Raw genomic sequence first — 14600 nt, 5'->3', positions numbered from 1 at the left:
CGGCAGCCTGCTGACTCTGTTGCTATACTCTGCATCACTTAAATGGGTGGAGATGACCTTTACAGGCATCCTGTTCGGGAAAAAGGAGTCACGATGCTGGTGCTGTGGAACACCCTGATTGTGCTGGCCACCGTCGGCGCGATGGAAATCATCGCCACGCTGGCGCACAAATACATCATGCACGGCTGGGGCTGGGGCTGGCATCTCTCGCATCACGAGCCGCGTACCGGCTGGTTTGAAGTCAATGACCTTTACGCCGTGGTCTTTGCGCTGCTGGCGATTGCGCTGATTGCTATCGGTACTTCCGGCGTCTGGCCACTACAGTGGATCGGCGCGGGCATGACCCTGTATGGCGCGCTCTATTTCATGGTACATGATGGTCTGGTGCATCAGCGCTGGCCGTTTCGCTACATTCCACGCCGTGGCTATCTGAAACGTCTCTATATGGCGCACCGCCTGCACCATGCGGTACGCGGCAAAGAGGATTGCGTCTCTTTCGGCTTCCTCTATGCGCCGCCGGTGGAAAAATTACAGGCCATCCTGCGCGAGCGAAACGTTAAGAAACCACGGGCACAGAAAACTACAGCTTCGCGTGCCCGCTCTTCCGACGCGGGCGCTGCCACAGCTCAGGAGAACGCGGCGGCGGATTCTCAACGCGAGAGCTGAGCGCCAGCGCCGCGCCCTTAATCAGCAAACCGATCTTCTCTGTGCGGCTGGTTCCCTGCCGCGTCTCCCAGGCGCGAGCGCCCGCCGCGCTGACCTTAACGCCAATCTCACGGTAAACCCCATGCGCCGAGGCGATCGCCCAGGCGGATCGCAGCGGCAAGCCGCTCAGTCCTGCCCGCGCCGAGTCGTAATAAGGCTCTGCCTGCGCGACCAGCCGCTGCGCCAGGTACGCCAGATCTTCGCGCCGGGCCGGATCGAGAATATCGGCAGAACGCATCCCTTTCTCATCCAGCCACGCCTGCGGCAGATAACAGCGCCCCGCCTGCGCATCCTCAACGATATCGCGGGCAATATTGGTTAGCTGAAACGCCAGCCCTAAGTCACAGGCGCGATCCAGCACCGATTCGTCACGTACGCCCATTACCCGCGCCATCATCAGCCCCACCACGCCCGCCACGTGATAACAATAACGCAGCGTATCTGTGAAGGTCTCATAGTGCGTCTCGCGCACATCCATCGCAAAGCCTTCAAGATGATCAAAGGCCAGCTGCGGCGGGATGGTGTGACGGGTCGCCACCTCCTGAAAGGCGGCAAAGGCCGGCTCCTGCATCTCTGCACCGGCAAAGGCACGCTGCGTCTCGGTTTTCAGCATCTCCAGCCGCTGCGTTGCGCTGCCGCCGCTCGCTGCCGGATGATGAAAACCCAGCACCTGTCCATCAATCACGTCATCGCAATAGCGGCACCAGGCATAAAGCATCAGCGCGCTGCGACGCGTGCGGGCATCGAACAGCTTTGAGGCGGTGGCAAAACTCTTTGAGCCGACCGCCATGGTTTCAGTGGCGTGATCCATCAGCGTACTGTTCATCAACTCAGCGCCTCCAGCATCAGACCTGCGGTGGCTTTCGCCGAGCCGATCACGCCCGGTATCCCGGCGCCCGGATGCGTGCCTGCGCCCACCAGATAGAGATTGGGGATGCGGCTGTCGCGGTTATGCGGCCGGAACCAGGCGCTTTGGCGCAGAATGGGTTCGATGGAGAACGCCGACCCCTGATGCGCCCCCAACTGGTCACGAAAATCAAACGGCGTAAACATCCGGTGCGTCACCAGCTGATCGCGCAGGCCCGGCATATAATGCTGCTCCAGATAAGCAAAAATACGATCGCGCAGACGCGGCCCCTCTACCGTCCAGTCGAGATTTGCCGTGCCCAGATGCGGCACCGGCGCCAGCACGTAGTAGCTGCCGCAGCCGGGCGGTGCCAGCGAAGGATCGGTAACGCAGGGCGCATGCAGATAAAGAGAAAAATCCTCTGACAGCGCGTCGTGGTTAAAAATTTCTTCAATCAGCTCTTTATAGCGCGGCCCAAAACAGACGGTGTGATGCGCCAGCTGGCTGTGATGATGATTCAGCCCAAAGTAGAGCACAAACAGCGAGTTGCTCATCCGTTTGCGCTTCAGCTTTGTGGCGCGCGCCGCGCCAACCGGATGATGACCCAGCAGCTTTTCATAGGTGTGCACCACGTCGGCATTGGAAGCCACCGCTGAGGTGGCAAAACGTCTTCCGTCCGCCAGCTCGACCGCGCTGATGCGCGCGCCTTCCGCCTCCAGCTTTGTCACCTCTGCGTTCAGCTCCAGCTGACCGCCAAGATCCTGAAACAGCCGCACCATGCCCTGCACCAGCGCGCCGGTGCCGCCACGGGCGAACCAGACGCCCCACTCACGCTCCAGCGCGTGGATCAGCGTATAGATCGACGAGGTAGCGAAAGGATTGCCGCCCACCAGCAGCGAATGAAAAGAGAACGCCTGGCGCAGATGCTCATTCTCAATAAACTTCGCCACCATGCTGTAAACGCTGCGCCACGCCTGTAGTCTGGCAAGCTGCGGCCCGGCACGCAGCATGTCGCGAAACGACAAAAACGGTACCGTGCCCAGCTTCAGGTAGCCCTCTTTAAACACCGCTTTGGAGTAATCCAGGAAGCGCCGGTAGCCCTCCACATCGCGCGGGTTAAAGCGCCGGATCTGCGCCTCCAGCCGTGCCTGATCGTTGTCATAATCAAAGCGGTCGCCCGTTTCCCAGCACAGGCGGTAAAAAGGCGTTACCGGCAGCAGATCCACATAATCCGCCATCTTTTTGCCCGCCAGGGTAAACAGCTCTTCGATGGCGCTGGGATCGGTAATCACCGTGGGCCCGGCATCAAAGGTAAAGCCCCGATCCTGATAAACATAGGCGCGACCGCCAGGCTTATCGCGCTGCTCCAGCAATAAAGTTGGGATGCCCGCTGCCTGCAGGCGAATCGCTAAGGCCAGGCCGCCAAAACCGGCGCCGATTACAATTGTTTTATTCATCACTGAAAGCTCGCAGCCGTGGAGTTTGTTTGAGTACGGCTCGCAGGGCTTCACCAACCGGAACCGGTGGCTTCCCTGTCAGGATCCGTGCCATGTCGATCAGCGTGAGTTGACCGGCGTAAAAGCGGGCGATAAGCCCCTGATTGAGTCGATAAAAGCGCTGCATGACCTGCCAGCGGCGCTCAGGACGTCCGGCCAGGAACAGCATGCGGTTAAGCAGGCGGAAAAAGCGCTGCCGCCGCCACTGCCGCTCAGCGTAATCCTGTATCAGGTGAAACAGCGCGGAGGAAGTCAGGTCGCGCTGCTGCGCAATCAGATCCGCCAGCGCTGCCGCCTGCGGCAGAGAGTAACCGGTGGTGGCGTGGAACAGTCCGGCACGCAGGCCGCTGCACGGCTGGCCCGCCTTTGCCTGCCAGAACGCGCGATGATGGCCCGCCAGGGTAATCGGCAGGTTGCCCTGCTCTTCGCGCTGTAGCTGCGCCAGCTTCCAGCCTTGCTGCTGCGCATAATCGTGGATATGCTGGCGCGCCCGATCGCTGCCCAGCGTGGCCCGATCGATATAGTGGGTATCTTCGATCAGCAGTTCGGTAGTAGAGAGCGGCAGCGTATAAACAAAACGGTAGCCCGCTGCCTGATCCACCGTGGCATCCATCAGAAGCGGACGCGTCAGCCCGTGCGGCTCGCTGAGCTGCCACTGCTGCCCTAAAAATGCCTGGAAGCCTGCCGTGAGATGCGGGCTGGGCTGATAGCCGCGCCCGTCGATCACCGCCGCCGCGCTGAGCCTCTGCCCGTCAGCCAGCGTGACCGATTGTGGCGTCACGTCACTGACCGCCGTCTGCGTCAGCAGATTATCGCCCAGCGCCGGTGCGATAACCGCCGCAAAGCGTTCTGAGGTAATGCTGAGATAGTCATTATCCAGCGTGCGGCTCAGCGCCGGAAAGCGCACGTCGTAGCCCTGCCAGCGGTGCGCTACCAGCGGCGACAGCCATTGATGCTGTTCGGGCGTGATATCGTCCTGATGGAACGACCAGGTATGGTTGCCCCCCAACTGCGCGCCCGCCTCCAGCATCAGCACATGCAGATCGGGCCGCTGCTGGTGCAGCCGCCAGGCGATAAGACCGTTAGCCAGCCCGCCGCCCACTAAAATCAGATCCCAGTGCGGTTTCATCATGCTGCCCCCGCCAGGACCGGACGCCCGTCGTCCAGCGCCTGCTCGGCGATTTGTGCTGCCAGCGCCGCGCCGCCTGCCTGCTGGAGCTGCGGCTGCATTGCCATCAGCCGCTGGCGATAGCCGTTGTCGCTTAACAGTGTGGTGAGGTGGTCTGCCAGCGTGTGGCTGCTGGCAAAGCGCGAAGCCCGGCGGCCAATGCCGCAGTAGTCCACACGCGCCGCCACGCCCGGCTGATCGAAGGCCAGCGGGATCGCCAGCACCGGCGTGGCGCTGGCGATGGCATCCATCACGGTATTTAAGCCACCGTGGGTGATCACCGCCTGCGCCTGGCTCAGCACCGCAGGCTGATCGGCAAAATCGGTGACCTGCGCGCCGTATGCTGCCAGCTTCGCGGCCTGCGAGGCGTTCAGTCCGCCGCAGTGGGCAATCAGCAGCCGCACATTTATCTGCCGACAGGCCTGAGCAATCCGCTGAAATAAGCGATAGCGATGTCCCTGTAATGTCCCCAGCGAAGCGAACACCATGGGCGAACTGGTCGCCGCCTCCGATGCCAGCGGCGCGGGATGCGCATGGCGTAGCGGCCCCACCGCATGAAAACAGTCCGGCAGCCAGCGAGGAAAATCAAACGCCGGCAGCGTCTGGCTGATCTGCGCCAGCGGCGACAGACACTCATGCAGTGCCCGCCGCTCGCCCAGCCCCAGCGCGCGCGCGTGACGGGCGATTACCTCGCCCTGAGGGCGCATCAGCCAGTCATAGACGCGGGTGCTGGAGGCATAAAGCTTTTTGCTGCGTGCATCGGTGGCGTAGTTAAACGGCATCACCGGCAGCGGGATGGTCTCGTCGCGATTCACCGGCAGCGCACAGGCCACCGACACGAACGGCAGCCCCAGCGCCTCGGCGACCAGCCCGCCCGCCGCCTCCATCTGATCGACGATCAGCCCATCCACGCCCAGTTTTTGCAGCGCGGCGGGCAGGTCGCGACACAGCATGTCGGTGGTCTGCGCCAGATCGTTGATTAACCTGAAGATGCCCAGCCCGGAAGGCTGCGCCGTAAGCTGTAGCGTGCGCGCCAGGCTGCCCGGCGGATGGCTGCGTTCGCCAATCGCGTAAAAGCCGATGCGCGCATCGTTAAGCAGCGTGCGCGCCTCCGCCTGTTGAATAAAGGTGATGCGATGCCCGCGCTCCAGCAGCTGTTGTGCCAGCGCTTCCAGCGCCCGCACATGACTGTAAAGCGGCGGTGCGATAATGGCGTAGTGACTCATTGATTGCGTACCAGCGTGGCCTGTCGCAGCGCGCTAAGCGTGGCGCTGCCGGTACAGAAGCAGGCTACCCGTAACTGATCGATCACCACCTGGAAGTGTGCGGCCACTGCCGCACTGGAGATGGTGGCGCTGCTCAGCACGCCCGCAGCCTGCCCCACCAGCATTGCGCCCAGACGCAGCGCTTTCGCCACGTCGATGCCGTCACTAACGCCGCCCGATGCGATTAACGGCATCTGCGGCAGCGCCTGATGGAGATCGCTCAGCGCCTGCGCGGTAGGGATCCCCCAGTCAGCAAAGGCCATCGCTACGGCGCGGGCATGCGGCGTGGCGGCGCGTTCGCCCTCTACCGCCGCCCAGCTGGTGCCGCCTGCGCCTGCCACATCCAGCATTGCCACGCCCGCATCCGCCAGCTGGCGCGCAACCGTAACCGAGAGGCCTGCGCCCACTTCTTTTACCACCACCGGCACCGGCAGTGCGTTAACCGTTTTTCCGATAGCCGCCAGCACGCCGCGCCAGTCACGGTCGCCGCCGCTCTGCAACGCCTCCTGGAGGGGATTCAGATGGATAATCAGCGCATCCGCTTCGATCATATCCACCGCCCGGCGCGCATAGTCCAGCCCTTCCCGGCTGGCGATCTGCGCCGCGCCAAGGTTCGCCAGCAGCGCGATATCCGGTGCGACCTGACGCAGTTCACGGGTCAGGCCCCAGTTATCAGGGCTTTCCAGCGCCACGCGCTGCGAGCCGACGCCCATCGCCAGCCCCAGCGCCTGCGCCGCCTGTGCCAGATGCAGGTTAATGGTTTTCGCCCGGCTGGCTCCGCCGGTCATGGAGCTGATCAGCAGCGGCGCATGCAGCTTTTTGCCGAACAGCGCGCTGCTTAAGTCGATCTCATCAAGGTTCAGCTCCGGCATCGCGCAGTGCTCAAAACGCCACTGCTCAAAGCCGGTCGCCTGTTTTTTCACGCTACGGGCCGCATTCAGGACAATATCCAGATGATCGTTTTTGCGTTGGGTTAGATCCTTCATTAACACTCCGGTAGCGATGAGATCCTGTTTTGGCTGAACAGCGCCATCTGTTTATCAAACCAGGCGTGCATAAAACGTCGCGTGGAGGCACCCCGATCGCAGGCGCAGGAGAGGTGCTCATCGGCGCTGCGCAGATGATCGTGCAGCCGCTGATGTACCGCTTCGGCTCCCAGCATCGCCACCAGCGTTGCTTTGCCGCTGTCTTTATTGATGTCTTTGCCGGTGCCGCTCAGGCCGTCGGCCAGGTCATCCATCAGCTGGAACGCCTGCCCCAGATCCTGAGCAAAACAGCGCAGCCGCTCACGTGCCTGCGGCGAGGCATTGGCGACGATCGCCGCCATTTGCAGCGTGGCATCGAACAGGCGGCTGGTTTTCAGTTCATTGGTAAGCAGGATGGTTTCGGCGCTGCGCGCTTCGCCGCTCTCATTAAGGTCAAGATACTGACCCTGCACCAACCCTTGCAGGCCCACGGCGGTGGAGAGTTCGGCAACCGCCTCGGCTTTACAGGCGGGCGACAGCGATTGCGCCTCTGCCACTACGCCGAAGGCGCGGCTGAGCAGCGCCACCGCCGCCAGGATAGCGACGTTTTCACCATACTGCCGATGGATGGTCGGGCGGCCCCGACGCAGCTGAGCATTATCCATGCAGGGCATATCATCCAGCATCAGCGAAGCGGCATGCACCATTTCCACGGCGCAGGCGAGGTCAAGCAGGCCGGGCTGTTCGATGTCACAACCTAAATCGCCGGCGGCCAGCACCAGCAGTAATGGACGCACTCGCTTACCCGATGCCAGCGTCCCTTCGCGCATCGCGCTGTAGACCAGATCCTGCTGCTCACCGGCAGGCAGCAGCTGATCGAGGCGGTGTTGCAGCGCTTCACGTAGCGTCTGCAGTTCATCTTCATGATTGGCGTTCATCGTTGCTGTCCCTGGTTCCTCATCGTAACTATGTCAACAGAAGATGCTGAATGCGCATGGTGACGGCAGATGGAGAGCCGCAGCGACCTGTATGACAGTGGACCAGAGGCAAAAACAGCCGCGGTTGCACGCGCATTTCTGCCTCGCTGTGTTTGCAAAGCGTAGCGCAATATCCAGAAATTTCCTTTTACGCAGCAATGGCATTACAACCTTTACATGCAGTTAACAGCCTTATGTCAGCAGCTGTTGCAGCAGCGCGATAACCTGCTGCACTTCGCTTTGGGTGAGCGCGCCATCTTTGGCAAAGCGCACCCGACCCTGCTTATCCAGCACTATCACCGCCGAGTCACCTTCGGTTAACTGCCAGGCGCGCCGAACCGCGCCCTGCTCATCCACCACGAACTGCGCGGTGGGCGTCTCCTGTTTGCTGCTTTCCAGGCTGCGCCGCACGAACATTGCGCTGCCGGGGATTGCGTCATCTGTATTAACGATAGTCGTTATCTGGAACTTTTCGGCGGGGAAACGGGCGTTTTCGATAGCGCCGATCACCGCCGCGTTGCGCTCTTTGGCAGAGAGGCGGCCCGCCATATGCAGCACCACGCCCACCTTGCCGCTGAGCTGCGCGCTGTTCCAGTTCTGCCAGGCGGGCTCGCCCTGTTGCAGCACCAGCTCGCCCCGATCCGTGACGCCAACCGGCGCAAGGCGCGCTCCGTCAATGAAGTTATGGGCTGAGGTAAAAAATGGCAGTGCGCAGAGCAGCAGCACAGGGAGACGCGGCGTCATGGGTTTCTCCAGGATTAAAAGGGAAGCTTCATGACTATAAGCAAAGGTGCCGCGTTTCGCCTGATGAATAGCCAAATAGTGATTTGCATATTATTGAACTGGCATGGTTGATTATGGGATGCTGTTACAGGTTAAGTTAACGCTTACTGTCCCGCTATCGCAGCATAATCAGGATATCCCATGCGCTTTTATCAGGCTGACCCGACGCTGGAGAACTACTGGCGTGGCGTGATCCTTTTTGGCAACAACGTCGCTTCCTATAAGTTTGCTCTTGCCCATGCGCTGTACGATCTACATCCGCAGGGCCAGACGCTGATTACCCTGGAGGCGCTGGCCGCCCCGTTCGCCCGCCATCTGTGCGCGCATTTACAGGATGCGCCGAAGCAGACCACCTCCAGCCGCAGCCAGTTTCTGGATGCCTGCATGCGGTTTAATCAGGGTGAGCTTAGCGAGGCGCAGCTCACTGAGATCACCGTAAAGCGCGGTTTTGCCAACGTGATCGATGCTTTTCACAACGTGAACCGCGCCGAGATCGGCAAGCGCTTTTTTATTGATGAGCGTAAAACCGCTAAAGGCATCCGCCTGACCGATGATTTTTATCGCCTGACCGAGAGCCAGCAGTTCATGAATTTGATCCATGAGACCGATGCGCGCTGGAGGCTGGTAGAACAGGCGTGGGCGATGGGCGTTTCACGTAATCTGGTGGCGGTTGAGTATGACAGCGAGCAGCAGATGCTGTTTAGCCGCCCGCGCGACCGACGCATTAACATTACCAGCTGTCGCAACAGCCTGAACGGTTACCAGAAGGGCCGCTGTTTCTACTGCTATCGCGATATCAGCCTGACGCCCGGTGATGAGAACCTGGCGGACGTGGACCACTTTCTGCCGTGGAGCCTGCAGGATAAGGTGAGTAATATTAACGGCGTCTGGAACCTGGTGCTGGCCTGCCAGACCTGCAACCGGGGCGAGAACGGCAAGTTTGCGCGCATCCCTTCCCTGCGGCTGCTGGAGCGCCTGCATCATCGCAACGAGTACTTTATTAACAGCCGCCTGCCGCTGCATGAGACGCTGGTTAACCAGACCGGCAGCCAGCCCGCTCAGCGACACGCTTTTTTACAGCGAGCCTGGCAGACCGGCCTGAACACGCTGATCCATCAATGGGAGCCGGAGGCAGAGGGAGACGCAATATTCTGATGAGCATTAACTATTACCAACAGCATGCGCAGCGTTTTTTTGACGAGACGGTGCGGGTGGATATGTCAGCGTTACATGACCGCTTTCTGGCTTATCTGTCGCCCGGCGCGCGGATTCTGGATGCGGGCTGCGGCTCCGGGCGCGACGCCAGCGCTTTTCTGGCGCGCGGCTATGCGGTGGAGGCGTTTGATGCCTCATTTGAGATGGCGCAACGCGCCGCTGCCCTGACCGGCCTGCCGGTGTCGGTGATGCGTTTTGAGGATTTCAGCGCGCCTGCGCGCTATGACGGCATCTGGTGCTGTGCTTCGCTGCTGCACGTGGCCGAAGCGGATTTGCTGGCAGTGTTTGCCCGCCTGGCAAACGCGCTGAAGCCGAACGGGGTTTGGTATCTTTCATTCAAGCTGGGGCGCGGCGAACGCGAGAAGGACGGCAGGCGGTTTACCGACATGGACGAGGCGCGGCTACGGGAGCTGATGCGCGCGCTGCCCGAGCTGAAGGTTAAAGCACTGTGGCAGACGGCAGATAAGCGCGTGGGCCGGGATGAGGCATGGGTAAACGGGCTGGTGATGAAGGTGGGTTGAGCGGCGCAGGAAGCCTGCAGTATTGGGGATAAAATCTGGGATACATATTCGCGGTCGCTATAAAACATAAACGCGCTAATTAATTTTAACCTGCCTGTTTTCAGAATATATATAACGGTATTTATCACCGTACATAGATTCAGTATCCAGAATAAAATCTAACCGACTCGATTTTAACGAAGCCAGCATTAGTCGTAGCGTATCAGCCTCGCAATTTTTATCCGTTCCTCTTGCCTCAATCAGGAAAATTTCCTCCCCTACCCGGAAAGAGTCATTAGGCCGTGGTCCGCCAACGACAAAGCAGTCTGTATTCAGCCCTAAAGCTTCCACTGCGCCGAGAAAGATATTATCCAGTACCGGCTTAACCTCTTTGCCATCCACCGTGACAGTAATCCCTGCGACAAAGGCGCTTCCCATACCATTATTAACAATATACAGTCCTGACTTATTAACCCTGCCATCTGTGGAGAAATAAGCATTTAGGCGTGGTTCAACGGATATATGATTGTGGCGTATTTGCTCTCTGGCCTGCCAGGCAGTGAAGAAAAGTGAACAAACAGCAATGAGGATGCCAGCCAATGCCAGAATGGTATCGCGATATTCTTTAAAGAACGCCCTTATGTTCATCTGCATATTTGATCCATTAAGTTAGTCGCTTACCCTGTTAAGGATATTGTCCAGTTGCGCTGCAAGCTGGTGCTTCTGCAGATAAGCGTTGACCTCTCGCGCCCAGGCCTGGCCTTCGCCGAGAACAGCGCGGCAATAGGTTGAAGCATAAAAATAGCGTGTATCAAAAAGGTTAATCAGCGTCTGGTTGACGCCTTCAATACTGCAATGCGAATTTTTAAGCTGCTGCTGTTCCAGCGCCCGGATAATACGCGCCTGATGCTCAGGATCGGAGTGATACTCCCTTTCATTGAGTTCGCTCAGCACCAGGAACATTGGTGGAACGCCTTCTTCAATGGCAGCCTGCAACCGGTAATGTCCATCAAGGATCACGAATGATGCCAGGCCACCGATATACCAGACCAGCACCGGAGGCAACGTGCCCTCACGGCATTTTTTACGCCACCACTTCAGCCTTCCTGCATCGACGTTAATTGGATAGCGCCCGAGCAGCAGATTCCCGCCCCACCACCAGTCCACCAGCCTGACTTTTTCCGGGCTGGCTAAGTCAGGTAAATCTTCCCCATAAAGCATCCAGTCACAGTTGATATTGCCGTCGCTGGCGGGCGAGTGAAAGCGCCAGCTCTGTACGGGTCCTGGCTGCCGACAAGGATAAGGCGCGGTGGGTTTAACCGGCATCATTGGCCTGAGTAACCAACGACGAGCAGGTAGTAAAGGCGCTGGCGCATTCATTAACTGACGAGCAAAGTAGCGACACCACTCCCCGGTCCAGCTATGTGCCTCTTTCTTTCCGATCGATTCGATATCGCCTGAGGTGACCGGAGGCAATAAGCTGCGCTGGTGAGGATGTTCGCTGTTAAACACCAACCATGCTCCGGAATGATCTTTCAGCATCGTGGCCCAGAACAGGGTCTCTTTTTGGAACTGGAGCGCCATACGTCCATGATGCCCACTGAGCATTTCCATGGCATTTTCGGAGGCTGCCTGCTTCTGAACTGTCAGCTCCAGACCCTGCCAGGTATTGTTTCGATCAAGAAGATCTTTCCACCAGTATTGCGCCATTGGTTCTTCCCTGAGATTTGTCTGCGAAGAGTGTAAAACAGAATGGAGATACTGCCTATGCCAGATAATGGGGGCATTTTATCCGCTATAAAGGTTAAATTGCGTTTATCCCTTCTAGCGGTTAATGTGGATTTATCCTCTATAGAGGGTTTTATCTATATATCCGTTAGAAGGGATAATAATGAAAGTGACATCTCCGGCTTTATTGGCGAATGCGGTTAAAGACCAACGCAAAATTAACAAGTTGACTCAGGCAAAGACAGCTGAGCTTGTTGGGATCAAGCAGGCAACCGTCTCTGATTTTGAAAACAGACCTGAATCCACCAAATTGGAGACATTGTTCAAGATCCTGTCAGCTTTGGATCTGGAGCTACAGGTGGTGAAAAAGGGATCGACGCTGGATAAAGAAAAAATCTGGCCGAAGGAGTGGTAAAAGATGCGAAAACAAATACTGACCGTCGCAATGAATGGCGACGTGGTAGGCAACCTATACCGGGACGGCAGCGGTGCAATGTCATTTCAGTACGCCCCCGAATGGTTAGCTGAACCTGGTTCACGCGCAATCTCATTATCACTTCCTCTCCAGCACAGTAGACTCAGAGGAAAAGAGGTCTTCAACTTCTTTAGTAATCTGCTGCCAGATTCCGAGGCGATTATTACCAGAATGCAGTCGCGCTTCCATGTGGAAACGGCACACCCTTTCGATTTATTAGCCAGTGTCGGGCGTGACTGCGTAGGCGCTATTCAGCTTTATCCACCCGAAAATGAAATGCCCTCTGTAATGGAAATGCAGGCGGAACCGCTGGATTGCGCACAGATTGAAGCGCTGCTCGATAGTTATCAAATGGCGCCTTTGGGAATGGAAGAAGGTGCTGATTTTCGTATCTCATTAGCCGGAGCACAAGAAAAAACGGCTCTGCTCTGGTATCAGGGCCGCTGGCAAAGGCCGAAGGGCAGCACGCCAACCAGCCATATTTTTAAACTCCCGATTGGCAGAATAGAACAGAACAATATTGATCTGCGCGAAAGCTGTGAAAACGAATGGCTTTGTCTACGTATTGCCCGGGAATTCGGCTTTCCAGTGGCTAATGCAGAGCTGGCCATATTTGGTCAAAAAAAGGTGTTGATTGTTGAGCGTTTTGACCGCAGGTGGTCCCATGATGGCTGGCTGATGCGTCTGCCTCAGGAGGATTTTTGCCAGGCGTTAGGGATTGCTCCGGCACTAAAATATGAAGCGCACGGAGGCCCTGGGATCGCGGATGCGATGAAACTGCTGTTAGGCTCACGTTCTGCTACTCAAGACCGCGCAATGTTTTTTAAATCGCAGATCCTCTTCTGGATGCTGGCCGCTATAGATGGTCACGGGAAGAATTTCAGTTTGTTCATCGAGCCAGAAACATCGTTTCGTATGACCCCCTTATATGATGTTATGTCCGCGTTCCCACTCTTTGAAACGGGTGGTATACCTCGAAAAAAAGCAAAAATGGCTATGGCATTACAAGGGAAAAATCGGCAGTATCATTTCGCGATGATTCAGCCGCGTCATTTTATTAGCACCTCCGCACATGTTGGATTTTCTCAGAATCTTGCTTCCAAACTCATGCAACAGATGGCTGCGCGTACAGAGGAAGTCATTGCTAAGGTTGCGACAGAGTTACCCATAGATTTCCCTGAACATATCAGCAGCGCTATATTCAATGGTTTATCCAGCCAGGCGGCGCGGATAATCAGAGGATAAATATAGGTAGCTCTGGGCTGAGAGTATGAATAAGAGAATTTATTAGTGCAGGGTGGAGACGATAGGGAACGTTGCCTCATTATTTGCTGAATTAGCTGGAGCCAGCTGAATTCGCATCAGGATAAAAATATCAAATTAAATATTGAATAACCTGACATGACTCACCGAGGTTGTATCTAATATCGGGAAGAGCAATTTCTACCGAATAAAATTAGTAGTAATTAAATAATTGTCATAGTGTGGCGTAGCGATGTCATAAGCGAGCAAATAATGCTTACCTGGATTAAATATATAATTGAAAACCGGCAGGCATCCGCCTTTAGCTGTATAAATCGGTTCATTATCAAACTGCTTGATAAATTTATCGCCTGTATCGCTGTAAATCTGTATGGCGGTAGTTTTCTCTCCAGCGTTCATTTTTGATGCGATATACACATAATTATCTTTAATTGCAGCCGTTGTGCTAACGCGTGGGGCTGCTCTGCCGCCCTGCCCCGGGCTGCCTGTGAGGAGTAATGCTGCTGTTATTACCAGGGGTTTATTCATAGTTGCCTTAGTTCCTGCCGGTAACAATTTTTTGATAAAGCGAAGCTATACCGCGCAGGTTATCTTTTCCTTTATATCTTCCTGCACGCCCGGGCTGCTGATAGTAATGCCATGTATCGATTCTGATACTCAGTTATTTAGCACCTTTGTCAACTCCACTTCCCTCGTGGTGGCGTTAAAGTACAGATAGAAAAGATCTCTATTTGACTGATCTGATTTCGACCAGATCTCCTTTTCACCCAAGCTACGTTTTTCCTTTGTGTAACCCAGCTTTTCAAGGTAATAGCGTAACGGTTCTGTCCCGGTAGCCCCTTTAAAGATAATACTGCTCGAAGGTGCGTAACCATCGCCGGGGTGCGACTCGAAATAGAAATCGTCCGTTATACGTGGGGCGTTTTCAATGTCCTTGTCCGTCAGAGTGTGGTAGTTGAAGAAATCATTCTCTTTGTAGACTGTTGTTTCACCAGTGCCAGACGCAACGAGCCAGACAAATAGCCACACGAGAATAAATACAGTGACAGCTAACAGGGCGCACCACTTCAAGACTTTTAACAGGATTGAATCGCCACAGGTTTAACAGACACTTCAGAGTCATTTAAAATGACTTGAAGAGAGGTGCCCATGAGCGGTAAGCGTTATCCCGAAGAGTTTAAAATTGAAGCAGTCAAACAGGTTGTTGATCGTG

Annotated in this window: 15 protein-coding genes; 5 read left to right on the top strand and 10 right to left on the bottom strand. The window is 56.7% G+C overall.

Annotation, left to right across the window (positions count from 1 at the left end):
* Positions 1-93: 93 nt before the first annotated feature.
* The gene (locus ACQE3Y_RS19795) at positions 94-666 is read left to right on the top strand and encodes a sterol desaturase family protein (RefSeq protein WP_426982345.1); all 573 of its coding nucleotides are present in this window, start codon (positions 94-96) and stop codon (positions 664-666) included.
* Here the strand turns inward: ACQE3Y_RS19795 and crtB are convergent.
* The 7 genes from crtB to ACQE3Y_RS19760 all read right to left on the bottom strand — a co-directional run bounded on the left by crtB (position 581) and on the right by ACQE3Y_RS19760 (position 8167).
* Positions 581-1531 (bottom strand): 15-cis-phytoene synthase CrtB, encoded by a 951-nt coding sequence (gene crtB / locus ACQE3Y_RS19790; RefSeq protein WP_426982344.1) that lies wholly within the window; start codon positions 1529-1531, stop codon positions 581-583. The two genes, ACQE3Y_RS19795 and crtB, sit on opposite strands and share 86 nt — an antisense overlap.
* Complete coding sequence (locus tag ACQE3Y_RS19785) at positions 1531-3009, bottom strand: phytoene desaturase (RefSeq protein ID WP_426982343.1); 1479 nt, start codon at positions 3007-3009, stop codon at positions 1531-1533. Before ACQE3Y_RS19785 ends, crtB begins: the two co-directional genes overlap by 1 nt.
* Positions 3002-4177: a lycopene beta-cyclase CrtY gene (gene crtY / locus ACQE3Y_RS19780; protein WP_426982356.1), complete on the bottom strand. Its 1176-nt coding sequence runs from the start codon at positions 4175-4177 to the stop codon at positions 3002-3004. Before crtY ends, ACQE3Y_RS19785 begins: the two co-directional genes overlap by 8 nt.
* Positions 4177-5442, bottom strand: coding sequence for a glycosyltransferase (locus tag ACQE3Y_RS19775; protein ID WP_426982342.1), 1266 nt, complete (start codon positions 5440-5442; stop codon positions 4177-4179). Before ACQE3Y_RS19775 ends, crtY begins: the two co-directional genes overlap by 1 nt.
* Positions 5439-6467, bottom strand: a complete 1029-nt coding sequence (fni, locus tag ACQE3Y_RS19770) for a type 2 isopentenyl-diphosphate Delta-isomerase (RefSeq protein ID WP_426982341.1) — start codon at positions 6465-6467, stop codon at positions 5439-5441. The genes ACQE3Y_RS19775 and fni overlap by 4 nt, the downstream gene beginning before the upstream one ends.
* Positions 6467-7384, bottom strand: a complete 918-nt coding sequence (locus tag ACQE3Y_RS19765; protein WP_426982340.1) for a polyprenyl synthetase family protein — start codon at positions 7382-7384, stop codon at positions 6467-6469. The genes fni and ACQE3Y_RS19765 overlap by 1 nt, the downstream gene beginning before the upstream one ends.
* A 231-nt stretch (positions 7385-7615) precedes the next feature.
* Positions 7616-8167, bottom strand: coding sequence for a YtfJ family protein (locus tag ACQE3Y_RS19760; protein WP_426982339.1), 552 nt, complete (start codon positions 8165-8167; stop codon positions 7616-7618).
* A gap of 180 nt (positions 8168-8347) precedes the next feature.
* Here ACQE3Y_RS19760 and ACQE3Y_RS19755 point away from each other — a divergent pair, with 180 nt between their 5' ends.
* The gene (locus tag ACQE3Y_RS19755; RefSeq protein WP_426982338.1) at positions 8348-9361 is read left to right on the top strand and encodes an HNH endonuclease; all 1014 of its coding nucleotides are present in this window, start codon (positions 8348-8350) and stop codon (positions 9359-9361) included.
* Positions 9361-9942: a class I SAM-dependent methyltransferase gene (locus tag ACQE3Y_RS19750; RefSeq protein ID WP_426982337.1), complete on the top strand. Its 582-nt coding sequence runs from the start codon at positions 9361-9363 to the stop codon at positions 9940-9942. Before ACQE3Y_RS19755 ends, ACQE3Y_RS19750 begins: the two co-directional genes overlap by 1 nt.
* 75 nt (positions 9943-10017) lie before the next feature.
* Here the strand turns inward: ACQE3Y_RS19750 and ACQE3Y_RS19745 are convergent, their stop codons facing one another.
* Positions 10018-10575 carry a hypothetical protein gene (locus ACQE3Y_RS19745; RefSeq protein ID WP_426982336.1) on the bottom strand — a complete coding sequence of 186 codons (558 nt, stop codon included), beginning with the start codon at positions 10573-10575 and terminating at the stop codon, positions 10018-10020.
* A gap of 15 nt (positions 10576-10590) precedes the next feature.
* Positions 10591-11631 (bottom strand): hypothetical protein, encoded by a 1041-nt coding sequence (locus tag ACQE3Y_RS19740; RefSeq protein ID WP_426982335.1) that lies wholly within the window; start codon positions 11629-11631, stop codon positions 10591-10593.
* Between the two features lie 181 nt (positions 11632-11812).
* Here ACQE3Y_RS19740 and ACQE3Y_RS19735 point away from each other — a divergent pair, with 181 nt between their 5' ends.
* Positions 11813-12064: a helix-turn-helix domain-containing protein gene (locus ACQE3Y_RS19735; protein ID WP_426974782.1), complete on the top strand. Its 252-nt coding sequence runs from the start codon at positions 11813-11815 to the stop codon at positions 12062-12064.
* A 3-nt stretch (positions 12065-12067) separates the two neighbouring features.
* Positions 12068-13369 carry a type II toxin-antitoxin system HipA family toxin gene (locus tag ACQE3Y_RS19730; protein WP_426982334.1) on the top strand — a complete coding sequence of 434 codons (1302 nt, stop codon included), beginning with the start codon at positions 12068-12070 and terminating at the stop codon, positions 13367-13369.
* Between the two features lie 198 nt (positions 13370-13567).
* Here the strand turns inward: ACQE3Y_RS19730 and ACQE3Y_RS19725 are convergent, their stop codons facing one another.
* The gene (locus tag ACQE3Y_RS19725) at positions 13568-13915 is read right to left on the bottom strand and encodes a putative T6SS immunity periplasmic lipoprotein (RefSeq protein ID WP_426974784.1); all 348 of its coding nucleotides are present in this window, start codon (positions 13913-13915) and stop codon (positions 13568-13570) included.
* Positions 13916-14600: the final 685 nt, after the last annotated feature.

The organism is Pantoea sp. FN0305 (assembly GCF_050113845.1).
Lineage (GTDB): Bacteria > Pseudomonadota > Gammaproteobacteria > Enterobacterales > Enterobacteriaceae > Mixta > Mixta alhagi.
This window is presented reverse-complemented; position numbering and strand designations above follow the sequence as displayed.